The organism is Afipia sp. GW821-FHT04G03, from assembly GCF_059419985.1.
The window spans coordinates 569,247-591,751 of the sequence record NZ_JBWKSV010000002.1; the positions used below are offsets into that span (position 1 = coordinate 569,247).

18 protein-coding genes are annotated in these 22,505 nt (G+C 63.0%); 1 reads left to right on the forward strand and 17 read right to left on the reverse strand.

Annotation, left to right across the window (positions count from 1 at the left end):
• Positions 1–30: 30 nt before the first annotated feature.
• The 10 genes from katG to rimP form a co-directional block, all read right to left on the reverse strand.
• The gene (katG, locus tag AC07UB_RS12010) at positions 31–2,229 is read right to left on the reverse strand and encodes a catalase/peroxidase HPI (protein WP_494653154.1); all 2,199 of its coding nucleotides are present in this window, start codon (positions 2,227–2,229) and stop codon (positions 31–33) included.
• 341 nt (positions 2,230–2,570) lie between these two features.
• The gene (locus AC07UB_RS12015; RefSeq protein WP_492791277.1) at positions 2,571–3,320 is read right to left on the reverse strand and encodes a superoxide dismutase; all 750 of its coding nucleotides are present in this window, start codon (positions 3,318–3,320) and stop codon (positions 2,571–2,573) included.
• A gap of 154 nt (positions 3,321–3,474) precedes the next feature.
• Positions 3,475–5,619 carry a polyribonucleotide nucleotidyltransferase gene (pnp, locus tag AC07UB_RS12020; RefSeq protein ID WP_494653158.1) on the reverse strand — a complete coding sequence of 715 codons (2,145 nt, stop codon included), beginning with the start codon at positions 5,617–5,619 and terminating at the stop codon, positions 3,475–3,477.
• Between the two features lie 298 nt (positions 5,620–5,917).
• Positions 5,918–6,187 carry a 30S ribosomal protein S15 gene (rpsO, locus tag AC07UB_RS12025; RefSeq protein WP_494653160.1) on the reverse strand — a complete coding sequence of 90 codons (270 nt, stop codon included), beginning with the start codon at positions 6,185–6,187 and terminating at the stop codon, positions 5,918–5,920.
• A 2-nt stretch (positions 6,188–6,189) separates the two neighbouring features.
• Complete coding sequence (truB, locus tag AC07UB_RS12030; protein ID WP_494653162.1) at positions 6,190–7,305, reverse strand: tRNA pseudouridine(55) synthase TruB; 1,116 nt, start codon at positions 7,303–7,305, stop codon at positions 6,190–6,192.
• The gene (rbfA, locus tag AC07UB_RS12035; protein ID WP_492791273.1) at positions 7,305–7,730 is read right to left on the reverse strand and encodes a 30S ribosome-binding factor RbfA; all 426 of its coding nucleotides are present in this window, start codon (positions 7,728–7,730) and stop codon (positions 7,305–7,307) included. The genes truB and rbfA overlap by 1 nt, the downstream gene beginning before the upstream one ends.
• 155 nt (positions 7,731–7,885) lie before the next feature.
• On the reverse strand, positions 7,886–10,489 hold the full coding sequence (gene infB, locus AC07UB_RS12040; protein ID WP_492791272.1) for a translation initiation factor IF-2: 2,604 nt from the start codon (positions 10,487–10,489) through the stop codon (positions 7,886–7,888).
• 53 nt (positions 10,490–10,542) lie between these two features.
• Positions 10,543–11,226, reverse strand: coding sequence for an RNA-binding protein (locus AC07UB_RS12045; protein ID WP_494653164.1), 684 nt, complete (start codon positions 11,224–11,226; stop codon positions 10,543–10,545).
• A 75-nt stretch (positions 11,227–11,301) separates the two neighbouring features.
• Positions 11,302–12,906 (reverse strand): transcription termination factor NusA, encoded by a 1,605-nt coding sequence (nusA, locus tag AC07UB_RS12050; protein ID WP_492791270.1) that lies wholly within the window; start codon positions 12,904–12,906, stop codon positions 11,302–11,304.
• 3 nt (positions 12,907–12,909) lie between these two features.
• Positions 12,910–13,701 carry a ribosome maturation factor RimP gene (gene rimP, locus AC07UB_RS12055; protein ID WP_494653167.1) on the reverse strand — a complete coding sequence of 264 codons (792 nt, stop codon included), beginning with the start codon at positions 13,699–13,701 and terminating at the stop codon, positions 12,910–12,912.
• Between the two features lie 433 nt (positions 13,702–14,134).
• Between rimP and AC07UB_RS12060 the strand changes: the two genes are divergently transcribed.
• The gene (locus AC07UB_RS12060; RefSeq protein WP_494653169.1) at positions 14,135–15,223 is read left to right on the forward strand and encodes a DUF2336 domain-containing protein; all 1,089 of its coding nucleotides are present in this window, start codon (positions 14,135–14,137) and stop codon (positions 15,221–15,223) included.
• 12 nt (positions 15,224–15,235) lie between these two features.
• On the opposite strand, the gene AC07UB_RS12065 is transcribed toward AC07UB_RS12060, so the two are convergent.
• From AC07UB_RS12065 to miaB, 7 genes are all read right to left on the reverse strand, one after another.
• Positions 15,236–15,955, reverse strand: coding sequence for a tRNA (guanine(46)-N(7))-methyltransferase TrmB (locus AC07UB_RS12065; protein ID WP_494653171.1), 720 nt, complete (start codon positions 15,953–15,955; stop codon positions 15,236–15,238).
• 78 nt (positions 15,956–16,033) lie between these two features.
• On the reverse strand, positions 16,034–16,450 hold the full coding sequence (locus AC07UB_RS12070; protein ID WP_492791266.1) for a helix-turn-helix domain-containing protein: 417 nt from the start codon (positions 16,448–16,450) through the stop codon (positions 16,034–16,036).
• Positions 16,451–16,641: 191 nt separating this feature from the next.
• Positions 16,642–18,243, reverse strand: coding sequence for an apolipoprotein N-acyltransferase (lnt, locus tag AC07UB_RS12075; RefSeq protein WP_494653173.1), 1,602 nt, complete (start codon positions 18,241–18,243; stop codon positions 16,642–16,644).
• A complete protein-coding gene (locus AC07UB_RS12080; protein ID WP_494653175.1) occupies positions 18,240–19,364 on the reverse strand; it encodes a hemolysin family protein in 1,125 nt (374 codons plus the stop codon). The genes lnt and AC07UB_RS12080 overlap by 4 nt, the downstream gene beginning before the upstream one ends.
• Positions 19,365–19,874, reverse strand: a complete 510-nt coding sequence (gene ybeY, locus AC07UB_RS12085) for an rRNA maturation RNase YbeY (protein ID WP_492791263.1) — start codon at positions 19,872–19,874, stop codon at positions 19,365–19,367. It abuts the gene before it with no gap.
• A gap of 53 nt (positions 19,875–19,927) precedes the next feature.
• Positions 19,928–20,977, reverse strand: a complete 1,050-nt coding sequence (locus AC07UB_RS12090) for a PhoH family protein (protein WP_494653177.1) — start codon at positions 20,975–20,977, stop codon at positions 19,928–19,930.
• A 4-nt stretch (positions 20,978–20,981) separates the two neighbouring features.
• Positions 20,982–22,430 (reverse strand): tRNA (N6-isopentenyl adenosine(37)-C2)-methylthiotransferase MiaB, encoded by a 1,449-nt coding sequence (gene miaB / locus AC07UB_RS12095; protein WP_494653179.1) that lies wholly within the window; start codon positions 22,428–22,430, stop codon positions 20,982–20,984.
• Between the last annotated feature and the right edge of the window lie 75 nt (positions 22,431–22,505).

Sequence of the window (22,505 nt, forward strand, 5' to 3'; positions counted from 1 at the left end):
GCTTTTCGTTTTGCCGTCAAGCGGGACGGATTATTCCGCGGCTTGCAGCGTGGACCGGTCCGCGAGGTCGAAGCGGTCGGCGTTCATCACCTTGGTCCATGCCTTGACGAAGTCCTTCACGAACTTCTCTTTTGCATCCGCGCTTCCATAAACTTCAGCGAGGGCGCGAAGCTGGGAGTGCGAGCCGAACACCAGATCGGCACGGGTGCCGGTCCACTTGAGATCGCCGCTCTTGCGATCGCGTCCTTCATAGACCTCATCGCCCTCGACCGCCTTCCACTTCGTCCTCATGTCGAGCAGATTGACGAAGAAGTCGTTGGTCAACACCTCCGGCCGCTCGGTGAAGACGCCATGCTTGGAATTGCCGGCATTGGCACCAAGGACGCGCAGGCCGCCGACAAGAACCGTCATTTCCGGAGCGGTCAGCGTCAGCAACTGTGCACGGTCCACCAGAAGCACTTCGGCCGGCGCGGCCGGTTTGCCCTTGATGTAGTTGCGGAAGCCATCCGCGATCGGCTCCATCACGGCAAAAGCGTCCACGTCGGTTTGCTTCTGCGAGGCGTCCGCGCGTCCCGCAGAGAAGGGAACGGTCACATTGACGCCGGCATCCTTCGCGGCCTTTTCGATTGCCGCATCGCCGCCAAGAACGATCAGGTCGGCAAGCGACACTTCCTTGTCATCCGATTGAGCGGCGTTGAACTGCTTTCGGATTCCATCGAGTGTCTGCAACACCTTGGCGAGTTGGGCCGGCTGGTTAACCTCCCAATCCTTCTGTGGCGCGAGGCGGACGCGCGCACCGTTGGCGCCGCCGCGCTTGTCGCCGCCACGGAAGGTGGAGGCCGAAGCCCATGCCGCGCTGACCAGTTCAGACACGGTGAGGCCGGACGCAAGAATCGTCGCCTTCAGGGCCGTGATGTCCTGCTCACCGATCAGTTTGTGATCGACCGCGGGAATCGGGTCCTGCCAGATCAATTCTTCCTTGGGTATTTCGGGGCCCAGATAACGCGAGTGCGGTCCCAGGTCGCGATGGGTCAGCTTGAACCACGCGCGGGCGAAGGCCTCGGCGAACGCCTGCGGATTCTCCAGGAAACGTCGCGAGATTTTCTCGTAGATCGGGTCCAGACGCAGCGACAGGTCGGTGGTCAGCATGGTCGGCTTATGCTTCTTCGACGGATCGTGCGCATCGGGAATGACGTCCTCTGCGTCCTTGGCCTCCCACTGGATGGCACCGCCAGGGCTGCGCGTCTGCACCCATTCGTACTTGAACAGGTTCTCGAAGAAGTGGTTGCTCCACTGTGCGGGCGTCTGCGTCCAGGTGACTTCGATGCCGCTGCCGACAGCGTCCGCGCCGGAGCCGGTGCCGTAGTTGCTCGTCCAGCCCAGGCCTTGCTCTTCCAGGGCGGCTGCTTCGGGATTCGGTCCCTTGTGAGATTCGGGCGCTGCGCCGTGGGTCTTGCCGAAGGTGTGACCGCCGCCGATCAGCGCGACGGTTTCTTCGTCGTTCATCGCCATGCGCTTGAAGGTTTCGCGGATGAACCTTGCGGCGGAGACCGGGTCACCGTTGGCGCCCGGACCTTCCGGATTGACGTAGATGAGGCCCATCTCGGTGGCGCCGAGCGGATTGTCGAATTTCTCAAGGGGCCGGTGGGTCAGCCACTCGGCTTCGGAACCCCAATTCACGTCCTGATCCGGCTCCCAGACATCCGCGCGGCCGGCCGCGAAACCGAAGGTGCGGAAGCCCATGGTTTCCAGCGCCACGTTGCCGGTGAGGATCAGCAGGTCGGCCCAGGAGATTTTCTGGCCGTACTTCTGCTTGATCGGCCACAACAGGCGGCGCGACTTGTCGATGTTGACGTTGTCCGGCCAGGAGTTGAGTGGAGCGAAACGCTGTTGACCGCGACCGGCGCCGCCTCGGCCGTCAGCAAGACGATAGGTACCGGCGGCGTGCCAGGACATGCGGACAAACTGCGGACCGTAATTGCCGAAGTCGGCTGGCCACCAGTCCTGCGAATCGGTCATCAGCTTGCGCAGGTCATTCTTCAGCGCTTCGTAGTCGAGCTTCCCGAATTCCTTGGCGTAGTCGAACGTCTTGTCCAGCGGATCGGAAAGGGCCGAATGCTGGTGGAGAATCGAAAGATCCAACTGGTTCGGCCACCAGTCGCGGTTGGCTCTGGGGGTATGCGCAACGGGGCATTTGCCTGCGCCCTTGTCGTCGGTTTTTGCGTCCATTGTTTTTCTCCGATCGTTCTGTGAATTGTTTCGCCGGTTTGATCCGATGCGCCAGCCCACGCTGGAATGGTGTCTTGCCGAGACCCGGTTGCTCTCAGGTCTCCGAAATGCGCTTGCTGTTGCTGGGCGGCGTTTCGCCGTGGGCGACGGTATCATCGAGAACCGTTCCAGCAGAACTTTGGAAGAATTCCAGCATCAGGTCCAGTCGGTTTTTCTTTGCGATCAGATAAGTTATTCTGATCGTTGCACCAACTCTACCGTCGCCGGATGATTGTTTCGTGATCGAAGAAAAAAGGCGGCTGAAAAGCCGCCTTTGGTCTGAAATCGACGTGTTTTGAAATCTACACCCCGAGCGTGCCGGCCTTTGCCGCAGCGTAACGCTCCGAGACTTTTGCCCAGTTCACGGTGTTCCACCACGCCTTGAGATAATCCGGGCGGCGGTTCTGGTAGTTCAGATAGTAGGCGTGTTCCCAGACGTCGTTGCCCATCAGCACGCGCTTGCCGTCCATGATCGGGGAGTCCTGGTTGGGCCGCGTTTCGATAGCGAGCTTGCCGGCCTTCGTGACGGTGACGAACACCCAGCCGGAGCCGAACTGGCGTCCGCCCGCGGCATTGAAGTCGGTCTGGAATTTTTCCAGGCCGCCGAGATCGCTGGTGATCGCGGCGAGCACTTCTCCTTCGGGCTTGCCGCCGTCCGGGCCCATGATCTCCCAGAACATGGTGTGGTTGGCGTGGCCGCCGAGATTGTTGCGCACCGTGAACTTGATGCTGTCATCGAGCGCGTTGATGTTGCCGAGAATGTTCTCGATCGGCATCGTGCCGAGCTGCGGATTGGTCTTGGCGACATTGTTCATGTTCGCGACATAGGCGGCATGGTGCTTGTCGTGATGGATTTCCATGGTTTTGGCGTCGATGTGCGGCTCAAGCGCGTTCGTTGCGTAGGTCAGGGCCGGAAGCGTGAACGGGCCGGTGGCGGGTGCCGCTGCTGGCGCAGGGGCGGCGGCCTGTGCGAACACGAGGCGGGGCGCTGCGGCGGCGGCTGCGATTCCGGCGGCCGCGGTCATGAGATGGCGTCGGGACATCAAGGGCATGGTGTTCTCCTGATATGGCAGCGTGATGAAATCCGGATGCGGATGCAGCCGAGCAGTGTTCAGGCTACGCGACGGAGCCGGATGGAGTTTCGAATCAGACAAACGAAAAGGGGCGGCAAAATGCCGCCCCTTCCATAGCACAATGTTGTGAAGCTTACTCGGCGGCGGAAACGCCCTCGGCCTTCTGCTTGGCCTCGAGGTCTTCGCCGGTTTCCTGATCGACAACCTTCATCGACAGGCGAACCTTGCCGCGATCGTCCAGACCGAGCAGCTTGACCTTGACCTTGTCGCCTTCCTTGACGACGTCGGAGGTCTTCTGCACGCGGTTGGCGGCGAGCTGGCTGATGTGAACCAGACCGTCCTTCGGTCCGAAGAAGTTCACGAACGCGCCGAACTCCATCACCTTGACGATGGTGCCGTCGTAGATCTGGCCGACTTCCGGATCGGAAGTGATCGACTTGATCCACTTGATGGCGGCGCGGATCGATTCACCGTTGGCGGAGGCCACCTTGACGGTGCCGTCGTCCTCGATGTTGATCTTGGCGCCGGTCTTCTCGACGATTTCGCGGATGATCTTGCCGCCGGTGCCGATCACGTCACGGATCTTGTCGGTCGGAATCTGCAGCACTTCGATGCGCGGTGCATGTTCGCCGAGTTCGGCGCGGGCGTTGGTCAGCGCCTTCGCCATTTCGCCGAGGATATGAATACGACCGTCCTTCGCCTGGGCGAGTGCGATCTTCATGATCTCTTCGGTGATGCCGGCGATCTTGATGTCCATCTGCAGCGACGTGATACCGGTCTCGGTACCAGCCACCTTGAAGTCCATGTCGCCGAGGTGATCCTCGTCGCCGAGAATGTCGGACAGAACCGCGAACTTCGTGCCCTCGAGAATGAGGCCCATCGCGATGCCCGCGGTCGGACGCTTCAACGGCACGCCGGCGTCCATCAGTGCGAGCGATGCACCGCAGACCGAAGCCATTGAGGACGATCCGTTCGACTCGGTGATTTCCGAGACGACGCGCAGCGTGTACGGGAATTCGTGCGCCGCCGGGAGAACCGGATGCAGCGCGCGCCAGGCGAGCTTGCCGTGGCCGATTTCGCGACGCTTGGTGCCGCCGAGACGGCCGGTTTCGCCGACCGAGTAGGGAGGAAAGTTGTAATGGAGCAGGAAGCGCTCCTTGTAGGTTCCTGACAGCGAGTCGATGTACTGCTCGTCTTCGCCGGTGCCGAGCGTGGTGACCACCAGCGCCTGGGTTTCGCCGCGGGTGAACAGCGCCGAGCCGTGCGCGCGCGGCAGGACGCCGACTTCGCAGACGATCGGACGAACCGTTTTCGAATCGCGGCCGTCGATGCGCTTGCCGGTGTCGAGGATGTTGTTGCGAACGACGTTCGCCTCAAGCTCCTTGAACACGCCGCCGACGCGCAGCTTGTCGTACTTCGGCTCCTGACCTTCCGGGAAGAAATGGTCCATGACCTTGTTCTTCACGGCGCCGACCGCGGCATAACGATCCTGCTTGATCGGAATGGCGTAGGCGGTGCGCAATTCGGCTTCGCCGACGCTGCGCATTTCGGTGTCGATTGCGCTGTTGTCTTCGGTCTTGACCTCGCGCGGCTCCTTCGCGGCCTTCTCGGCGAGTTCGATGATCGCCTTGATGACCGGCTGGAAGTGGCGGTGACCGAACATCACGGCGCCGAGCATGATGTCTTCGTTGAGTTCCTTGGCTTCCGACTCGACCATCAGCACGGCGTCAGCGGTGCCGGCGACGACGAGATCGAGATTGGTGTCGGCCATCTCGTCGAGCGTCGGGTTGAGCACGTATTCGTCGTTGATGAAGCCGACGCGGGCAGCGCCGATCGGGCCTTGGAACGGTGCGCCGGAAATGGTCAGCGCGGCGGAGGAAGCAACCAGCGCCAGAATGTCCGGATCGTTTTCCATGTCATGGGACAGCACCGTCACGATGACCTGGGTTTCATTGCGCCAGCCGTCGACGAACAGTGGACGGATCGGGCGGTCGATCAGGCGGGAAACCAGCGTTTCCTTTTCGGTCGGACGGCCTTCGCGCTTGAAGTAGCCGCCGGGAATGCGGCCGGCTGCGTAGGTCTTTTCCTGATAGTCGACGGTGAGCGGCAGGAAGTCGATGCCGTCACGGGCGGACTTGGCGGCGACGACGGTGGCGAGCACGATGGTCTCGCCATAGGTCGCGATCACGGCGCCGTCGGCCTGACGGGCGATCTTGCCGGTTTCGAGTTTGAGTGGACGTCCACCCCAGTCGATCTCGACTGAATGAGCTTTAAACATTGGGTAGTTCTTTCATGGGTTCACGAAAGAACGGACGCCTGAAACACAAAAACCATGCGCAAGATTGCGAGACGCTGACTGCAAGGTCATTGCATCAGCGTCCGGCGATCCTGCCATGGTCTTTATGTTTTGAATGGCGTCCATCCTTCCGATGGTACGGGCATCTTACCCGTTTTCGCCCAGCCGCCGGATTGCTGCTGGACACGCCGCACGGACTTTCAAAAAGCCCGCGCGTTGGTCGGCGCATGATCTGACCGGATCATGCAAAAACGCGCGCAGGGATGCGCGCGTGCTTCCGTCAGCGACGGATGTTGTGCTTTTCGAGAAGCGACTTGTAGCGCGCTTCGTCCTTCTTCTTCACGTAATCGAGAAGCGAACGGCGCGTGGAAACCAGCTTCAAAAGACCGCGGCGGGAGTGATTGTCCTTGCCGTGGGTCTTGAAATGGTTCGTGAGGTTGGCGATGCGTTCCGAAAGGATCGCGACCTGGACCTCAGGCGAACCGGTATCGCCGGCCTTCTTTGCATTCGTCTTGATGACTTCCGCTTTGCGTTCTGCGGTAATCGACATCGTCAAACACCTTCTTTGCGACTGGGACTGGCAGTCAGTCCGGTCAGGTTGAACACGCGCTTGGGGATGAGTTCGCCATTGCCAATCTCGGCGAGGGCCAGAAGCCTTCCTCCGACAGTGGCGTAGACTGTGCCGTTTGAAATTGGCGCATCCCGTCCGCGCAACAAAACCGCTTGGCCCCTGTGGAGCCTTGCGGCATCAGCCCGTGTGACGGCCAGTGCCGGGATGTCGTCCAGCGCGGTCTCAACGGGCAAAAGCGCGTCTGCGAGGCTGCCCTCGCCAGACGCGGCTCTATCGCATAAAGCCTCCAATTCTGCCAGCGGAATCATGTCCGCTTCGGTGAAAGGCCCGCAAATCGTGCGCCGAAGCGCGCAAATATGGCCAAAACACCCCAGAATCCGGCCCATATCGCGGGCCAGCGCCCGCACATAGGTGCCTTTTCCGCATTCGGCCTCGAACACCGAGCGGTCGTTATCCAACTGTTCCACAAGGACTAATTCGTGAATCTCGACCGGGCGGGGCTGCAACGGCACGACTTCGCCGTCGCGCGCCATGTCATAGGCCCGCTCGCCCTGAATTTTGATGGCCGAGTACTGCGGCGGGATCTGTTCGATCACCCCGGTGAACTGCGGCAGCAGCGCCCGGATCGCCTCGACCGTCGGCCGCTCGGAGCTGGTCTGGGTGGCGCGGCCCTCGGTGTCGTCGGTGTCGCGCTCCTCGCCCCAGCACACGGTGAAGCGATAGCGCTTGCGGCCGTCCATCACGAAAGGAACGGTCTTGGTGGCTTCGCCCAGCGCAATCGGCAATCCGCCGGAGGCCAGCGGATCGAGGGTGCCGGCGTGGCCCGCGCGCTTGGCATTGAACAGGCGCTTGAGCACGGCCACCGCGTGGGTCGAAGTCATGCCGATCGGCTTGTCGAGACAGACCCAGCCGTGAACGTCGCGGCGGTCGCGCTTCTGCTGGCCGCCCTGGCGCTGCGGCCTGTCGCCGTGCTGCTGGCGCGGATCGTTGTGCCGCGCGTGGCTCGCTGTGGGCGCGCCGGAAAATTTATTTTCGGCAGGCGTGTTCGAATCGGCGTTTTGGTCCGCGATCACGCTGTCTGGGGTGGTCACATTCATCAGTCTTGGTCCGAATCTGTCTTGAGGTCTTTTTGAACCGCGGGTGTTCTCAGTAATTTCTCGATCCGTTCCGCTTCGTCGAATCGTTCGTCAACGCGGAAGCGAAGATCAGGCGCAAATTTTAAGTTAACGCGATGCGCAACCTCGCCGCGCAGGAACTTCTTGTTCTGCTCCAGCGCCGCGACGACCTCTTTGAGGCCGCGTCCGCCAAGCGGCATCACATAGATCGTCGCGAGCTTCAGATCGGGCGACATCCGCACTTCGGGCACCGTGATGATGTGGCCTTCCAGCGCGGGATCGTGCACGCCGCCGGCGCTGAGAATATCCGCGATTGCGTGGCGGATGATTTCGCCGACGCGCAACTGCCGCTGCGAAGCGCCGGTCGTGCCGCCGCGAGGGTCGCTGTCCTTTTTACGCGTTGCCATTGTGGTCCCTGCCGAAAAATCAATCCGTCATGGCCGGGGTTTTGCCCCGGCCATCGACATATCTGAAATTAGAAGTTCAGCCGTGAGTGGCCGGGATGTGCCCGGTCACGACGGCTAAGTCTGGAGACGGAAAAGCGAGCCTGTAAGACTTGGACTTACAAGGAGCGCTGAATGGTCTCCACGCGATAGCACTCGATAACGTCGCCGACGCGCATGTCCTGATAGGACTCGAACGCCATGCCGCATTCCTGTCCGGACTGCACTTCCTTCACTTCGTCCTTGAAGCGCTTCAGTGTCGAGAGCTTGCCTTCGTGCACGACGACGTTGTCGCGGATCAGGCGCACGTTGGCGCCGCGTTCCACGGTGCCGTCGGTCACGCGGCAGCCTGCGATCTTGCCGACCTTCGAGATGTTGAACACTTCGAGGATCTGCGCGTTGCCGAGCATGGTTTCGCGCAGCGTCGGCGCGAGCAGGCCGGACATCGCCTTTTTCACGTCATCCACGAGATCGTAGATGATGTTGTAGTAGCGGATCTCGATGCCGTTGCGCTTGGCGAGCGCCGCCGCTTCCTTGTTGGCGCGGACGCTGAAGCCGATGATGGCGGCGTTGAAGCCTTCCGCCAGGGTCACGTCGGATTCCGAGATGCCGCCGACGCCCGCATGAAGAATGCGCGCGGCGACTTCGTCGGTGCCGAGCTTTTCGAGCGAGCCGAGAATGGCTTCCAGCGAGCCCTGCACGTCGGCCTTGATGACCAGCGGGAAGTCCTTGCGGCCGGTGGTCTTGAGCTGCGACATCATCTGCTCGAGCGAGCCGCGCATGCCGGCATTGCTGGCGGCGGCGTTCTCGCGCTTCTGATGGGCGCGGTAGCTGGTGACTTCGCGGGCGCGGGCTTCGTTCTCGACCACGGCGAGGCGGTCGCCGGCTTCCGGCGGGCCGTTGAAGCCGAGCACTTCGACCGGCACCGAGGGCCCTGCTTCCTGCACGGTTCCGCCCTGATCGTTGATCAGTGCGCGGACGCGGCCCATTTCTGCGCCGGCCACGATGATGTCGCCGACCTTGAGGGTGCCGCGCTGCACGAGAACGGTCGCGACCGGACCGCGGCCGCGATCGAGCTTGGCTTCGATCACGGTGCCTTCGGCCGGACGATCCGGATTGGTCTTCAGGTCGAGCAGTTCGGCCTGCAGCGCAATCATTTCCAGCAGCTTGTCGAGATTGGTCTTGTTCTTGGCGGACACTTCCACATCGACGACATCGCCGCCGAAGGACTCGACCTGCACTTCATACTGCAGCAACTCGGTGCGCACGCGCTCCGCCTTGGCGTCGGGCTTGTCCATCTTGTTGATCGCCACGATCATAGGAACCTTGGCGGCCTTGGCGTGATTGATGGCTTCGATGGTCTGCGGCATGACGCCGTCATCCGCCGCGACCACCAGGATCACGATGTCGGTGACCTTGGCGCCGCGCGCGCGCATCGCGGTGAACGCGGCGTGGCCCGGCGTATCGATGAAGGTGATCTTCTTGCCGCTGTCCGGCGAGGTGACCTGATAGGCGCCGATGTGCTGCGTGATGCCGCCGGCTTCGCCGCTGACGACGTTGGCGTGGCGCAGCGCATCGAGCAGCGAGGTCTTGCCGTGATCGACGTGGCCCATGACGGTGACGACCGGCGGGCGCGGTTCGGTGTCGGACGCATGATCGTCGGCAACGTCGAACAGGCCTTCTTCCACGTCGCTGGCAGCGACGCGCTTGACGGTGTGGCCGAGTTCTTCGGCGATCAGCTGCGCGGTGTCGGCGTCGACCACGTCGGTGATCTTGTGCATCGCGCCCTGCTTCATCAGCATGCGGATGACATCGACGGCGCGCTCGGCCATGCGGTTGGCGAGTTCCTGAATCGTGATCGCTTCCGGAATGACCACTTCGCGGATCAGCTTTTCCTTGGGCTCGTTCGAGGCGTGGCCCTTGAGGCGCTGGGTGCGGCGGCGGAACGAGGCGATCGAACGCTCGCGCACGTCGTCGGCGTTCAGCGCGGTGGACAGCGTGAGGCGGCCGCGCTGTTTGGCGGGCGCGGGCTTCGCGGTCGGTTTCGGTGCGATCACGGGGCGTGCGACGCCGCCGGGACGGCGCACCATGCGCGGCGCTTCGTCGTCATCGGAGCCGTCGGCGGCGACAGCCGCCGGGCGCGCCGGTGTCGTTGCAGCGGTGGTGCGCGCTGCCGGTGTCGCGGACTTGGCTCCGGCTTCGGTGCGCTTGTTGGCTTCACGCTCGGCGCGGGCCTTGGCTTCTTCCTCGGCGCGGTGGCGTTCTTCCTCGGCCTTCTTGCGGGCTTCGGCGGCTTCGCGCTCCTGCTGTTCCTTGAATTCCTTGGTGTTGCGTCGCGCGGCTTCCGCTTCCGCGGCGCGGCGCTCTTCTTCCTCGCGAACGCGCGCGTCGGCGAGCGCGCTGGCGCGTGCGCTCTGCTCGTCTTCGGTCAGGGTGCGCAGCACGACGCCCGATGTGCGCCCCGCAGGACGCGCAGGCTCGGCCGGCCGCGGCGCGGCCTTCGCAGGCGCTGCGGCAACGGGAGGCGCCGCCGGTGCGGGCTCTGCGACAGGTGCGGGATCGCCCGCAAGACGGCGCTTGGTTTTCTTCTCGACCAGCACCTGCTTGGTGCGGCCGTGACTGAAACTCTGGCGCACCACGCCGGTCTCTGTGCGCGGTTTCAGCGACAGAGTTTTCGTACCGACGCTCAGCGGCTTATCGCCAGGATTCTTCGTATCAGCCATTCAACAGTCCCAATCTCGTTCGTTGCTCGCATCCCGGCCGTGCCGGGAATGCTCTAATTGTCTTGTTTCGTCTCGCCGCTGTTGCCGCCGCCGGTCATCCGAAATCGGGTGAGCGTCTGGCAACGCGCGAGGAAGGTTTTGCCTGCCGAGCCCGCGAGCAGGGCAGCATGTACCACATTTGCCCGCCCGAGTGCCAAATCCAATTCATCGGTGCTCAGGACGCTGACAATGGGCAAATCCGCTGATTCCGGGCTCTTTTCCCGCATCACGGCGGCCAGCCTGGCATTCAGCTTGCGGATTCCGTCCGGCGCGCCGTCGGTGGCGTGGATCAGGGCCACGGCTTGCCGCCCCTCGATTGCGCCTTCGACCTTGGAAAATCCCGACACCACCTGACCGGCTTTCGCGGCCATGGCGAGAGCCTCGGCCACGCTGCGGACCATCAGCCGGTCGACATCGTCGGCCAGCGTTTTCGGCGTCTTGATATCGCGCTTGAAGCTCTTGGCGAACACGTTGCGCCGGGCGGCTTCCGCGACGGCGGCATGGGACAGCGAGACCCATAATCCGCGTCCGGGCAGTTTCCGCTTCAGATCCGCAACCGGCTCGCCCGAAGGCGAAACCACGAAGCGGATCAGATCGTCGATCGCCGCGACCTGCCGCGTGACCGCGCACATCCGCTCGGTCCCGGATTTTGTCCGGGGTCCGTGGTCGAGATCTGCTGGATCAGCGATGGCAAGCATCCGCGGGTCATTTCCTTAACTCTGAACAGGCATGGCGATGTCCGAAAACGGCTTCATCTTTTTCGGGTTCACGCTTCAGGCCGGATTGTCTTCGGAGGCGGGAGCCTCGTCGGACTTCTTGGCGAGATCGGCTTCGGTGATCCAGCCGGCGACAACACGCGCCTGCATGATCAGGGCCTCGGCGTCTTCACGCGAGATTTCGTTCGGGTCGAGAATGCCCGGGAACTTGGTGGTCTCGCCGTCCTTGCGTTCCACCCATCCCACGAGATCGTCGGTGGCGCAGCCGGCCAGATCCTCGACGGTCTTGATGTCGTTCTCGCCGAACTTCACCAGCATCTTCGAGGTCACACCCGGCACGGTTGTCAAAGCGTCTTCCACGCCCAGTTCCTTTCGCTTCGCTTCGAGTTCGGACTCGAGCTGTTCAAGATATTCACGGGCACGGCTTTGCAGCTCGTTGGCGGTTTCTTCGTCGAAACCCTCGATGCTGGTGAGTTCCCGCGGGTCCACCAGCGCCAGATCCTCAACCGAGCCGAACCCTTCGGACGCCAGCAACTGGCCGACGACTTCGTCGACATTGAGGGCTTCCATGAAGACACGGGTGGAATTTTCGAAGTCTGCCTGGCGGCGCTCCGATTCTTCCTGCTCGGTCAGGATGTCGATGTCCCAGCCGGTCAATTGCGAGGCCAGACGCACGTTCTGCCCGCGGCGGCCGATCGCAAGGGATAATTGGGTATCGGGCACCACGACTTCAATGCGCTCGCGGTCTTCGTCGATGACAACTTTCGCGACTTCAGCCGGCGCCAGTGCGTTGACGACGAAGGTCGCGATGTCGGGCGACCACGGAATGATGTCGATCTTCTCGCCCTGCAGTTCGTTCACCACAGCCTGCACGCGCGAGCCGCGCATACCGACGCAAGCGCCGACCGGATCGACCGAGGAGTCGCGCGAGATCACACCAATTTTTGCGCGCGAGCCCGGATCGCGGGCCACGGCCTTGATCTCGACGATGCCGTCATAGATTTCGGGAACTTCCTGCGCGAACAGCTTCGCCATGAACTGCGGATGGGTGCGCGACAGAAAGATCTGCGGCCCGCGGGTTTCGCGGCGCACGTCGAAGATGTAGGAGCGCACGCGGTCGCCGTTGCGGAACACCTCGCGCGGCAGCATTTCGTCGCGCCGCACGATGGCTTCGCCGCGTCCCAGATCGACGATGACGCTGCCGTATTCGACGCGCTTGACGACGCCGTTGACGATCTCGCCGATGCGGTCCTTGAATTCCTGATACTGCCGGTCGCGCTCGGCTTCGCGCACCTTCTGCACGATCACCTGCTTGGCGGACTGCGCGGCGATGCGGCCGTATTCCAGCGGCGGCAGCGTGTCGGCGATGGTGTCGCCGACCTGCGCGCCGGGATTGGCGCGCTGCGCGTCCTTCAGCGAAATCTGGTTGGCCGAATTCTCGACCTGGTCGACCACCAGCATGTGGCGCGACAGCCGCAGCTCGCCCTTCTTGGCGTCGATCTCGGCGTGAACGTCGGTCTCGCTGCCGTAGCGGGCGCGGGCCGCCTTGGCGATGGCATCTTCCATCGCCGCGATCACGATGCCGCGGTCGATCGATTTTTCGCGCGCGACGGCGTCGGCGATCTGCAGCAGTTCGAGTTTATTGGCGCTGACAGCGGCCATGGCTCAGTCTCCTTCGTGGTGGTCCGATTTGCCTGCGCGCTTTTTCGCTTCGGCGGCGAGGCGGTGTGCTTTTGTATTCTTCGGCAACGGCTTGGCTGGAGCTTTCGGTTTAGGCTTGTTGGTTTTGGTGAGGTCTCGTTTTTCGCGGGCGCGACGGGCATGTTCCGGGGGCTGCGGAAGAGCGCCGGCTTCTTCAAGCTGCTCGCGCTCGACGTCGCGTCCGCGACGCATCGATTCCGCAATCAGCGCGTTTGTCAGAACGAGATTTGCCGCCGAAATATCCTCGATCGGAAGCAGCGCGTCTTCTTCCTGAGCGCCCTTGTGATCCGGCTTGGCGTCCTCGCGCACGATGCGAACAGAATTCCCCTCGACACCATGAAGCAGGCCGCGGAAGCGTTTCCGTCCATCATGCGGAGTGGCCATCTCGATTTTCACGAGATGCCCCGTATAGCGCTCGAAATCCGAGCGCCGCACCAGCGGCCGATCGATGCCCGGCGACGAAATCTCGAGGCGATAGGCGCGCTGGACCGGATCGGCGATGTCCATTACCGGCGACAGCGCCTTCGAGATCGCTTCGCAGTCCTCGATCTGCATGGTGCCGTCGGGCCGCTCCGCCATGATCTGCACGGTGCAGCCGGCCTCGGCCGACACCTTGATCCGCACCAGCCGGTAGCCCATGCCCTCGAGCACCGGCGATGCGATGCTGGCCACCCGCGCGCCCACGCCCGGCTCGACCACGAGACGCGGTTCGGACAGCAGGTCGGCGTCAAAGGCAACGTCGGTTGGTTCGGTCATGTCGAGGATCAAGAGCGCTCTTAACGGTTGTCGGGGTGACGGCTCGGCCGCCACGGGCGGCGCATGTCATCAGGTAATAAAAAAGAGCGGGTCCCGGGGGGCCCACTCTCCTACGTGTGCGTATGAGAATTTATCAGTTGCGGCGGATATAGACGTTTTTTGCCTGTGCGGCAAGGGCTTCCGCAGACCGGGCCGCGGCCATGGAACCGGCGCCCGAACCGCCACGCCAGCCGCCGGTCGCTCTAATTTGTTGAAACAGTGCATGATCTTGCTGTCGAAACATTGGCCTTTCCGGCCGAAGCGCGGTCTTCCGGGTGGGCTTCGGGCTTTGGCTAACCCTTCATTCATCTGACGGGCCTAATTTCCTCCAAAGCTCCTGGGCGGAGCGTGTCGCGCACGGTAACCGCCGTGCCGGCGACGACCAGAGATACGCATGGCTGCTGCTTTTTCCCTGATTCCGGAACTCGATGAGATCGTCAAGAACGGCACCGCTGAGAGGCGGGCGGAGGCGATCGAGCGGATTTCCGGTCTTTTCCTCCAGGGGGCCGCGCATTTCGAAACCCAGCATGTCGCATTGTTCGACGACATTCTGGTCGGACTGGTGCCCGCGACGGAGATCGACACCCGCGTGGAGCTCGCGGAACGGCTGTCGCAACTGGACAATGCGCCGCCGACGCTGGTGAAGCAGCTTGCGCGCGAAAACGAGATCAAGATCGCCGGTCCGATTCTCAGCCGCTCGCCGCTGCTCGACGATCCGACCCTGGTCGACATCGCGCGCGGTAAAGGTCAGGACCACCTCGCGGCGATTTCCGGACGTCCCACATTGTCCCCGTCGGTGACCGACGTCATCGTCCGCCGCGGCGACCGCGACGTCGTTCGCAGCGTGGCGGCCAACGCCGGCGCCCAGTTTTCCGATGCCGGTTATTCCGGATTGATCAAGCGCGCCACCGACGACGGGATGCTGGCGCTTGCCGTCGGCCAGCGCGAGGATATTTCCGCAGCTTCACTGAAGCAGTTGCTGGCGAAGTCGGTCGATATCGTGCGCCGCCGCTTGTTCGATGCGGCGAAGCCGAAGCAGAAGGCGGCGATCAATCAGGCGATGACCGAGATTTCGGGCTCGCCGAAAGCGCCGCCGGTGCGCGATTTCGAGCCGGCCCAGCGCGCCATTCTGGCTTTGCATCAGGCGGGGCAACTCGACGAGGCGACGCTGCTCGGCTTTGCGAAGCAGCACAAATACGAAGAAGCGATCGCGGCGTTCGCGGCGCTGACGGGAATGCGGCTCGTGGTGGTCAATCAGCTTGTGATGGGCGACCGTTTCGATCCGGTGCTGTTGCTCGGAAAATCGATTGGACTGGAATGGGCGACGGTGCGCGCGCTTGTGGTGTTGCGGCTTGGACCGGGACGGGTGCCGTCCGGACCGGACATCGAGGAAGCCCGCATCAACTACGAACGGCTGTCGCCGGCGACCGCACAGCGCGTCCTGGTCTTCTGGCGGATGCGCGACAAGAACCTGCCTGCCTAAACATCCAGTCGTCTAAGAATCCAGCCGCTTGAAGATCAGATAGGCGGCCTTGCGTCCCTCGCGATCGGCCTTTCTGCCGTAACGCGTCATCGTGTAATGCGGCCACGGCAAGCGCCAGTCGTCCGCCCGCTCCGCGGTCCACATGAAGTCTTTCGAGTGCTGCATGTGCATCAATGCCCATGAGCAGTAATCGTCGATGTCGCTGACGAAACGGAATTCGCCGTTGCTGCGCAGGACGCGCGACATTTCGGCGATCGTCGCGTCCTGCACGAAGCGCCGCTTCCAGTGCCGCCGTTTCGGCCACGGGTCGGGATGGATCAGGTCGATGCGCGCGAAGCTCGACGGCTGCGCCCATGCGAGAAGTTCGGCGGCGTCGCCCGCGAACAGGCGGATGTTGCCGATGTTGTGCGCTTCGATCTGCGCCAGGATTTTCGCCATGCCGTTGACGTAAGGCTCGCAGCCGATGAAGCCGGTCTGCGGGAACGCGAGCGCCTCGGCGATCAGATGCTCGCCGCCGCCGAATCCGATTTCGAGACGCATCTCGTTCACCGGCACATTGAACAGCGAAGCGGGATCGGCGGCGTCAGCGCTGGCAAGATCCAGCGCAAGATGCGGCAGCAGATGTCCGATCAGGTCGGCCTGATGATGGCGAAGCTTGTGGCCCTTGCGCCGTCCGAAAAACGAACCGTGACCGGCGGTCTTGTGCGGGGGCGCGTCTTCATTTTCCGACATGTGGACTCACCGGTCTGAACCGCCGTCGTGGCCGTGCGCCAAAATGCCTGTACGAAATTCCACGTCGCGTTGGCGGAATCAGGTGGGGTCGGATTGTTCGCGCGCCGCCATCTGCTCGACGAGTTCGACGATGCTGCGGCGAAGCTTGGCATCGGTGATGCGCGTAAACGCCCGGGTCAGCGCCAGCCCTTCGGAGGTCGCAAGAAAATCCGACACATAGGCCGGAGACTGGGCTTCGCTCAAACCTGCTAGCGCGTTCGGACCGGCAGGGCCGCCTTCGAACAGGAACGACACCGGCACCTGAAGAATGTCGGAGATCTGTTGCAGGCGGCTTGCGCCGATACGGTTGGTTCCCTTCTCGTACTTCTGCACCTGCTGAAATGTCAGGCCGAGCGCTTCGCCAAGTTTTTCCTGACTCATGCCCAGCATAATGCGGCGCATTCGCACACGGCTGCCGACATACTTGTCGACCGGATTGGGGGCCTTGGGTGTCATCTCAGCTCCGCGCCATCGGCTCACAAAGTACTATAATCGTACCGAATGCGATGGGGTACCGGCATACGCTGCTTAGCGTGATATCGTCAAATGCTTGTGGCGGACTTGCTGAAAAAATTAGGTTACCCGGCCCTATCAAGCCTTGGGTTCTGAACGCCGTATATTGAATGCCAATTCCGAAATACGCCGATTCAGAGTTTCGGTTTCACGCGACGGCGAATCATGACGATGATCGACAATGCTACCGCCAATGCTGCGGGAATATCCTGAACCCGCGAGAACAGCGTCGGTGACACCGGCTTTGGCAGCGCGGAATCCAGCACGCCTTCGGTTCCCAGACCGAGATGCGCCACAATCCGGCCGACCGGATCGATCACCGCACTGATACCAGTGTTCGCGGAGCGGACGAGGGGAAGGCCTTCCTCGACCGCCCGCAGCCGCGCCTGTTGCAGATGCTGATAGGGGCCGGTGGAAATGCCGAACCACCCGTCATTGGTCAGGTTGATCATCCAGCCGGGGCGTTCGTCGCGCGACACGATGTCGCCCGGAAAAATCGCCTCGTAGCAAATCAGCGGCAACATGCGCGGCGTGTTCGGCAACGTCATCGTTCGCCGCCGGTCGCCCGGAATAAAGCCGCCGCGCATCTTGGTGATCTGCACGAAGCCGAGTTTCTCCATCGTCGATTGGAACGGCAGATACTCGCCGAACGGCACGAGATGCAATTTGTCGTACACCGACAGGATGGTGCCGTCGTGATCGATGACATAGATCGAATTATAGGCGCGGGTCACCTGCGTGCCGGCGGGCTGGTCCGGCGGACGAATGCCGCCGGTGACCAGCACCGTTCCCTGCGGCAACAGATTCGCGATCTGCGCCATCGCGTCGGCTTCGCGGGTCAGGAAAAACGGAAACGCGGACTCCGGCCAGATCAGGATCGTCGCGTCGCGCACGCCGCTCGACTGCGGCCCGGTCGCGCGGTCCGACAGCGACAGATATTTGTCCATCACCTTCTGCCGCATGGCGTAGTTGAACTTCACATCCTGCTGAAGGTTCGGCTGCATCAGCCGCAGCTTCACCTTGTCGACGAATTGCGTCGGATGGTTCGCCAGCCGGATCGTGCCGTAGACGCCCATCGCGAGCAGCGCGGCGAGGGCGGCAGCCGGTGCGATCCACGGGCGGCGCGTGACGAGCCGGTCGTCGATCAGCACGGCGGGGCTGGCGAACACGGCGACCGCGATGAAGGTCAGACCCCACAGCCCGATCAATGAGGCGGTCTGCGCCAGCGCGAGCGGTTCGGTCAGCGCGTAGCCGAGCGTGTTCCATGGAAAGCCGGTGAGGATATGTCCGCGCAGCCATTCGCTGACGGTGAGCGCGCAGGCAAGGCTGAGAATGCGAAACGCATCCGGCGTCCAGATCAGCCGCGCGAGCGCGAAGCCCATGGCCATGAACAGCGCCAGCCCCGCGGGCAATCCCATCACGGCGAACGGCAGCAGCCACGCGAAGGTTTCGGCGTCGACGAGGAAGGCGTATCCCACCCAGTAAAGTCCGGCGACGAAATAACCGAAGCCGAACCACCAGCCGCTGAGGGCTGCGGCCGGAATGCCGCCGAGGCGTCCGGCGCCCGCGCCGTCGATCAGCCAGACCGCCACCGGAATTGTCAGGAACAGGATCGGCCATGCGTTGAACGGCGCCATTGCCAACGCCGACAGCGCGCCCGCAACCAGCGCGATGAACGCGCGCTTCCACCCCCACGACAGAACGATGCCGGCAATGAGCGCGCGGAGCGATGTCATCGGTTGCCGTCGCCGGATGAAGCGGAGCCGGCGGGATCGTTGGTCTGCGATTGCGCGGCGTCATTCGCCGCCTCGCGCCGCCGCGTCTCGCGATGGCGCAGATTGGAACGGTCCTTGTGCGTGCCGATGCGCACGCGCTTGACGCGGCGCGGGTCGGCATCGAGCACCTCGATCTCGAAATCGCCGGGACCGGAAATGATTTCTCCGCGCACCGGAAGTCGGCCGACCTGCGTGACCAGATAGCCGCCGAGCGTATCGACGTCCTCGCCGGCTTCGCCGGTGTCGAATGCCTCGCCTACCACGGACGTGACGTCCTCGAGGCTCGCGCGGGCGTCGGCGACGAACGATCCGTCGGCTTGCTTCACCACGGAGGGCGCTTCGTCGCCATCGTGCTCGTCGTCGATCTCGCCGACAACCTGCTCGACGATGTCCTCGATCGAGACAAGACCGTCGGTGCCGCCATATTCGTCGACCACCAGCGCCAGATGGATGCGCGTCGCCTGCATCTGCGCCAGAAGATCGATGGCTGGCATCGACGGCGGCACATAGATCAATTTGCGCATGATGTCGGCGTCGGCGAGGCGCATCCGCAGATCGACCGCCTTCAGGTCGAGCCCTGCCGGAAACGGCTTCTTGCGCTTGGCGTTGACCTCGTCGGCGACCTTCGCCTTCGCTGTCACGAACGCCAGCAGGTCGCGGATATGAACGAACCCTTCGGGGTCGTCGAGCGTGTCGTTATAAACCACGAGGCGCGAATGCGCTGCGCTCTCGAACAGGCTCATCAGTTCGCCGAGTGAAATATCCCGCTTCACCGCGACGATGTCGCCGCGCGGCACCATGACGTCGGCGATCCGGCGCTCATGCAGCCCCAGGATGTTGCGCAGCATGGTGCGCTCGATCGTGGTGAAGCTGGTCTCGTCGGGAGCGGTGGCGTCGAGCACGACCTGGAGATCGGCGCGCGCGGAGCCCGCCTTCCATCCGAACAGCGTGCGCAGCGCGCGCATCAGCCATAGTTCAGAGGAGGGACGCAGCACCTCGCCGTGTTGCACAGGGACCGGCAGATTTCCCGATCGTTGCTGGTCGGGATGATCGTCGGATTTATCGGTGGCTAGGTCGGGCACTTAATTCACCTGATCGTCGTGCGCATAGGGATCGGGGATCCCGAGTTGCGCAAGAATATCACGTTCGAGGTCTTCCATGACCTCGGCGTCGTCGTCGTTCTCATGATCGTAGCCGACCAGATGCAGGAAGCCGTGCACCGCCAGATGGCTGAGATGATGATCGAACGGCTTGTGCTCGGCGTCGGCCTCGCTGCGCGTGGTCTCATAGGCGATCGCGATGTCGCCCAGCATGCGCGGCGCGTCGTCGTCCGCGGGCGCGCCTTCCGGCTGTAGTGCCGGGAACGACAGCACGTTGGTCGGCTTGTCGATGCCGCGCCAGTTCTTGTTGAGCGTGCGGATGCCGGCGTCGTCGGTCAGCATGATCGCGAGTTCGGCGTCGCCGGTGTCGGCATCGACCATGGCGGCGGCGGCTTCGATGGCGCGATGGATCGCGCCTTCCGCGCCGCTTTCGCGGTGCCAGCAGTCGGCCGTGACAAGAATCTCGGTCGCGGGAATATCGGCGGTCGTCATATCAAAGATCTGGGTTCGCAGTTTTCAGTCGTCTCAACGGATTTCATCGATGGTCAGGGCTTGCCCGCGCCGGACTGCTTCGGCACGCCTTCGTAAGCGGCGACGATCCGCGCCACCAGTTCGTGGCGGATCACGTCCTGCGCGGTGAACTTCACCTGTGCGATGCCTTCGACGCCGTCGAGCAGCTTGGCTGCTTCCGCCAGCCCCGACGGCTGCCCGTTCGGCAGATCGACCTGGCTCGGATCGCCGGTGATGATCATGCGGCTGTTCTCGCCCAGACGCGTCAGGAACATCTTCATCTGCATCGACGTGGTGTTCTGCGCCTCGTCGAGAATGATCGCGGCGTTGGTGAGGGTGCGGCCGCGCATGAACGCCAGCGGCGCGATTTCGATTTCGCCGCTTTGCAGGCCGCGTTCGACGATGCGCGAGTCCATCAGGTCGTACAGCGCGTCGTAGATCGGCCTCAAGTAAGGATCGACCTTCTCGCGCAGGTCGCCCGGCAGAAATCCGAGACGTTCGCCGGCTTCAACCGCCGGACGTGACAAGATAATGCGGTCGACTTCCTTGCGCTCGAACAACTGACAGGCCTGCGCCACCGCGAGCCATGTCTTGCCGGTGCCAGCCGGGCCGATGCCGAAGACAAGCTCATGACGCTTCAGCGCGCGGATGTAGGAATCCTGCGCAGCGGTGCGCGCACGCACCGGCCGCTTGCGCAGATTGATTTCCTCGAATTGCGATTTCGCCGTCTTCGGATCGAACTCGAACAGCGAGCCTTGCGCGATCACGGCGCGGATGGCGCCTTCGACGTCGCCCTGCGCGATGTCCTGACCGCGCACCGCCTGCTCATAGAGCATTTCAAGCACGCGCCGCGCAGCGTCGCATGCATCGCGCGTCCCGGCCACCGTGATGTGATTGCCGCGTGAATCGGCGACCACGCCGAGGCGGCGCTCGATCAAGGCGAGGTTCTGTCCGTAGGGACCGACCAGCGCCGACGCAGCGCCGTTGTCGTCGAAGGCGACAACGATCTGGGCTTCGTGCGGGGTTTGGACGTCGTGCTTGCGGCCTGGGGCGAGGGTCGGCGAATCCGATGCGCTTTTTGGCAAGGGTTCAGACTCCGGTGGTCATGGCGGGCAGGGAAGCGTTGGCAGACTGGGAACGCGACGCGACATGAGACTGTGCAGGACCGGCGTGAGCGCCGACAAGTGTGCCGATGAGACTGTAGCGCTCGAGGCTGTCGATGGCGACAGGCAGCACCTGGCCGATGATGTCGGGCGAGGCCATGACATGGGCGGGTTGCAGGTAAGCCGTGCGGCCGACGATCTGGCCGGGATTGCGTGCGGCGCGTTCGAACAGCACATCGACCGTCTTGCCGATCGCCGCCGCATTGAAAGCGGCCTGCTGGCTGTCGATCAACTCCTGGAGCCGCGCCAATCGCTCGTCCATCGCCTTGGTCGTTACAGATGCGGTCGTGACCGTCTCCTGCATGTCCGCGGCCGGAGTGCCGGGCCGCGGCGAATACTTGAACGAATACGCGCCAGCGTAGCTGATTTGGCGGACCAGTGCGAGGGTTGCCGAAAAATCTTCCTCGGTCTCCCCCGGAAATCCGACGATGAAATCCGATGAAAATGCAACGTCTTCGCGCACCTTGCGGAACCGCTCAATGGTCCGGACATAATCGGCGGCGGTATGTTTGCGGTTCATCGCCTCCAGAATACGGTCGGAGCCGGACTGCACCGGCAGATGCACGAACGGCATCACGGCGGGAATGTCGCGATGCGCTTCGATCAGCGCGTCGTCGACGTCGCGGGGATGACTGGTTGAGTATCGCAAGCGGACGATGCCGGGAATCTTTGCCAGGCGATGCAGAAGCTGGCCGAGCGACCACGGCTTGCCGCCGCTTCCTTCGCCGTGAAACGCGTTGACGTTCTGGCCGATCAGCGTGATCTCGCGCACGCCGTTGTCCGCGAGGCGCTGCACGTCGTCGACGATGCGCGCGACCGGGCGCGACACTTCCATGCCGCGCGTGTAAGGCACCACGCAGAAGGTGCAGAACTTGTCGCAGCCTTCCTGCACGGTGACGAACGACGAGATGCCGCGCGCGCGGATCATTGCCGGTTTCGGATCGGGCAACGAGGCGAATTTGTCCTCGACCGGAAATTCGGTCTCGACCGCGCGTCCGTCCGTCCGCGCCTTCGCAAGAAGCTGCGGCAAGTGATGATAGCTCTGCGGGCCGACCACGATATCGACCGACGGTTCGCGCCGGATGATTTCCTTGCCCTCGGCCTGCGCGACGCAACCCGCCACCGCGACGCGCATCTCGCGTCCATTGCGCGCGGCTTCGTCCTTGAGCGTGCGCAGCCGTCCGAGTTCCGAATAGACTTTCTCGGAGGCCTTCTCGCGGATGTGACAGGTATTGAGAATGACAAGATCAGCGTCATCGGCGCTGGCCGTCTCGACGAATCCCTCGGGCGCCAGCGTGTCCACCATGCGTTGTGCATCGTAGACATTCATCTGACAGCCGTATGACTTGATATGCAGCTTGCGCGGCGTATTCATCGATATCCCGACGGCGGCGCATGTCGCGCGGCCTGTTGCAGCATCAGATATAGCGTATGGGCGTTGAAATCCAGC

Coding starts and splice junctions, on each gene's coding strand:
- katG (WP_494653154.1), bottom strand. CDS start 2,229: ATGGACGCAAAAACCGACGACAAGGGCGCAGGCAAATGCCCCGTTGCG.
- AC07UB_RS12015 (WP_492791277.1), bottom strand. CDS start 3,320: ATGCCCTTGATGTCCCGACGCCATCTCATGACCGCGGCCGCCGGAATC.
- pnp (WP_494653158.1), bottom strand. CDS start 5,619: ATGTTTAAAGCTCATTCAGTCGAGATCGACTGGGGTGGACGTCCACTC.
- rpsO (WP_494653160.1), bottom strand. CDS start 6,187: ATGTCGATTACCGCAGAACGCAAAGCGGAAGTCATCAAGACGAATGCA.
- truB (WP_494653162.1), bottom strand. CDS start 7,305: ATGAATGTGACCACCCCAGACAGCGTGATCGCGGACCAAAACGCCGAT.
- rbfA (WP_492791273.1), bottom strand. CDS start 7,730: ATGGCAACGCGTAAAAAGGACAGCGACCCTCGCGGCGGCACGACCGGC.
- infB (WP_492791272.1), bottom strand. CDS start 10,489: ATGGCTGATACGAAGAATCCTGGCGATAAGCCGCTGAGCGTCGGTACG.
- AC07UB_RS12045 (WP_494653164.1), bottom strand. CDS start 11,226: ATGCTTGCCATCGCTGATCCAGCAGATCTCGACCACGGACCCCGGACA.
- nusA (WP_492791270.1), bottom strand. CDS start 12,906: ATGGCCGCTGTCAGCGCCAATAAACTCGAACTGCTGCAGATCGCCGAC.
- rimP (WP_494653167.1), bottom strand. CDS start 13,701: ATGACCGAACCAACCGACGTTGCCTTTGACGCCGACCTGCTGTCCGAA.
- AC07UB_RS12060 (WP_494653169.1), top strand. CDS start 14,135: ATGGCTGCTGCTTTTTCCCTGATTCCGGAACTCGATGAGATCGTCAAG.
- AC07UB_RS12065 (WP_494653171.1), bottom strand. CDS start 15,955: ATGTCGGAAAATGAAGACGCGCCCCCGCACAAGACCGCCGGTCACGGT.
- AC07UB_RS12070 (WP_492791266.1), bottom strand. CDS start 16,450: ATGACACCCAAGGCCCCCAATCCGGTCGACAAGTATGTCGGCAGCCGT.
- lnt (WP_494653173.1), bottom strand. CDS start 18,243: ATGACATCGCTCCGCGCGCTCATTGCCGGCATCGTTCTGTCGTGGGGG.
- ybeY (WP_492791263.1), bottom strand. CDS start 19,874: ATGACGACCGCCGATATTCCCGCGACCGAGATTCTTGTCACGGCCGAC.
- miaB (WP_494653179.1), bottom strand. CDS start 22,430: ATGAATACGCCGCGCAAGCTGCATATCAAGTCATACGGCTGTCAGATG.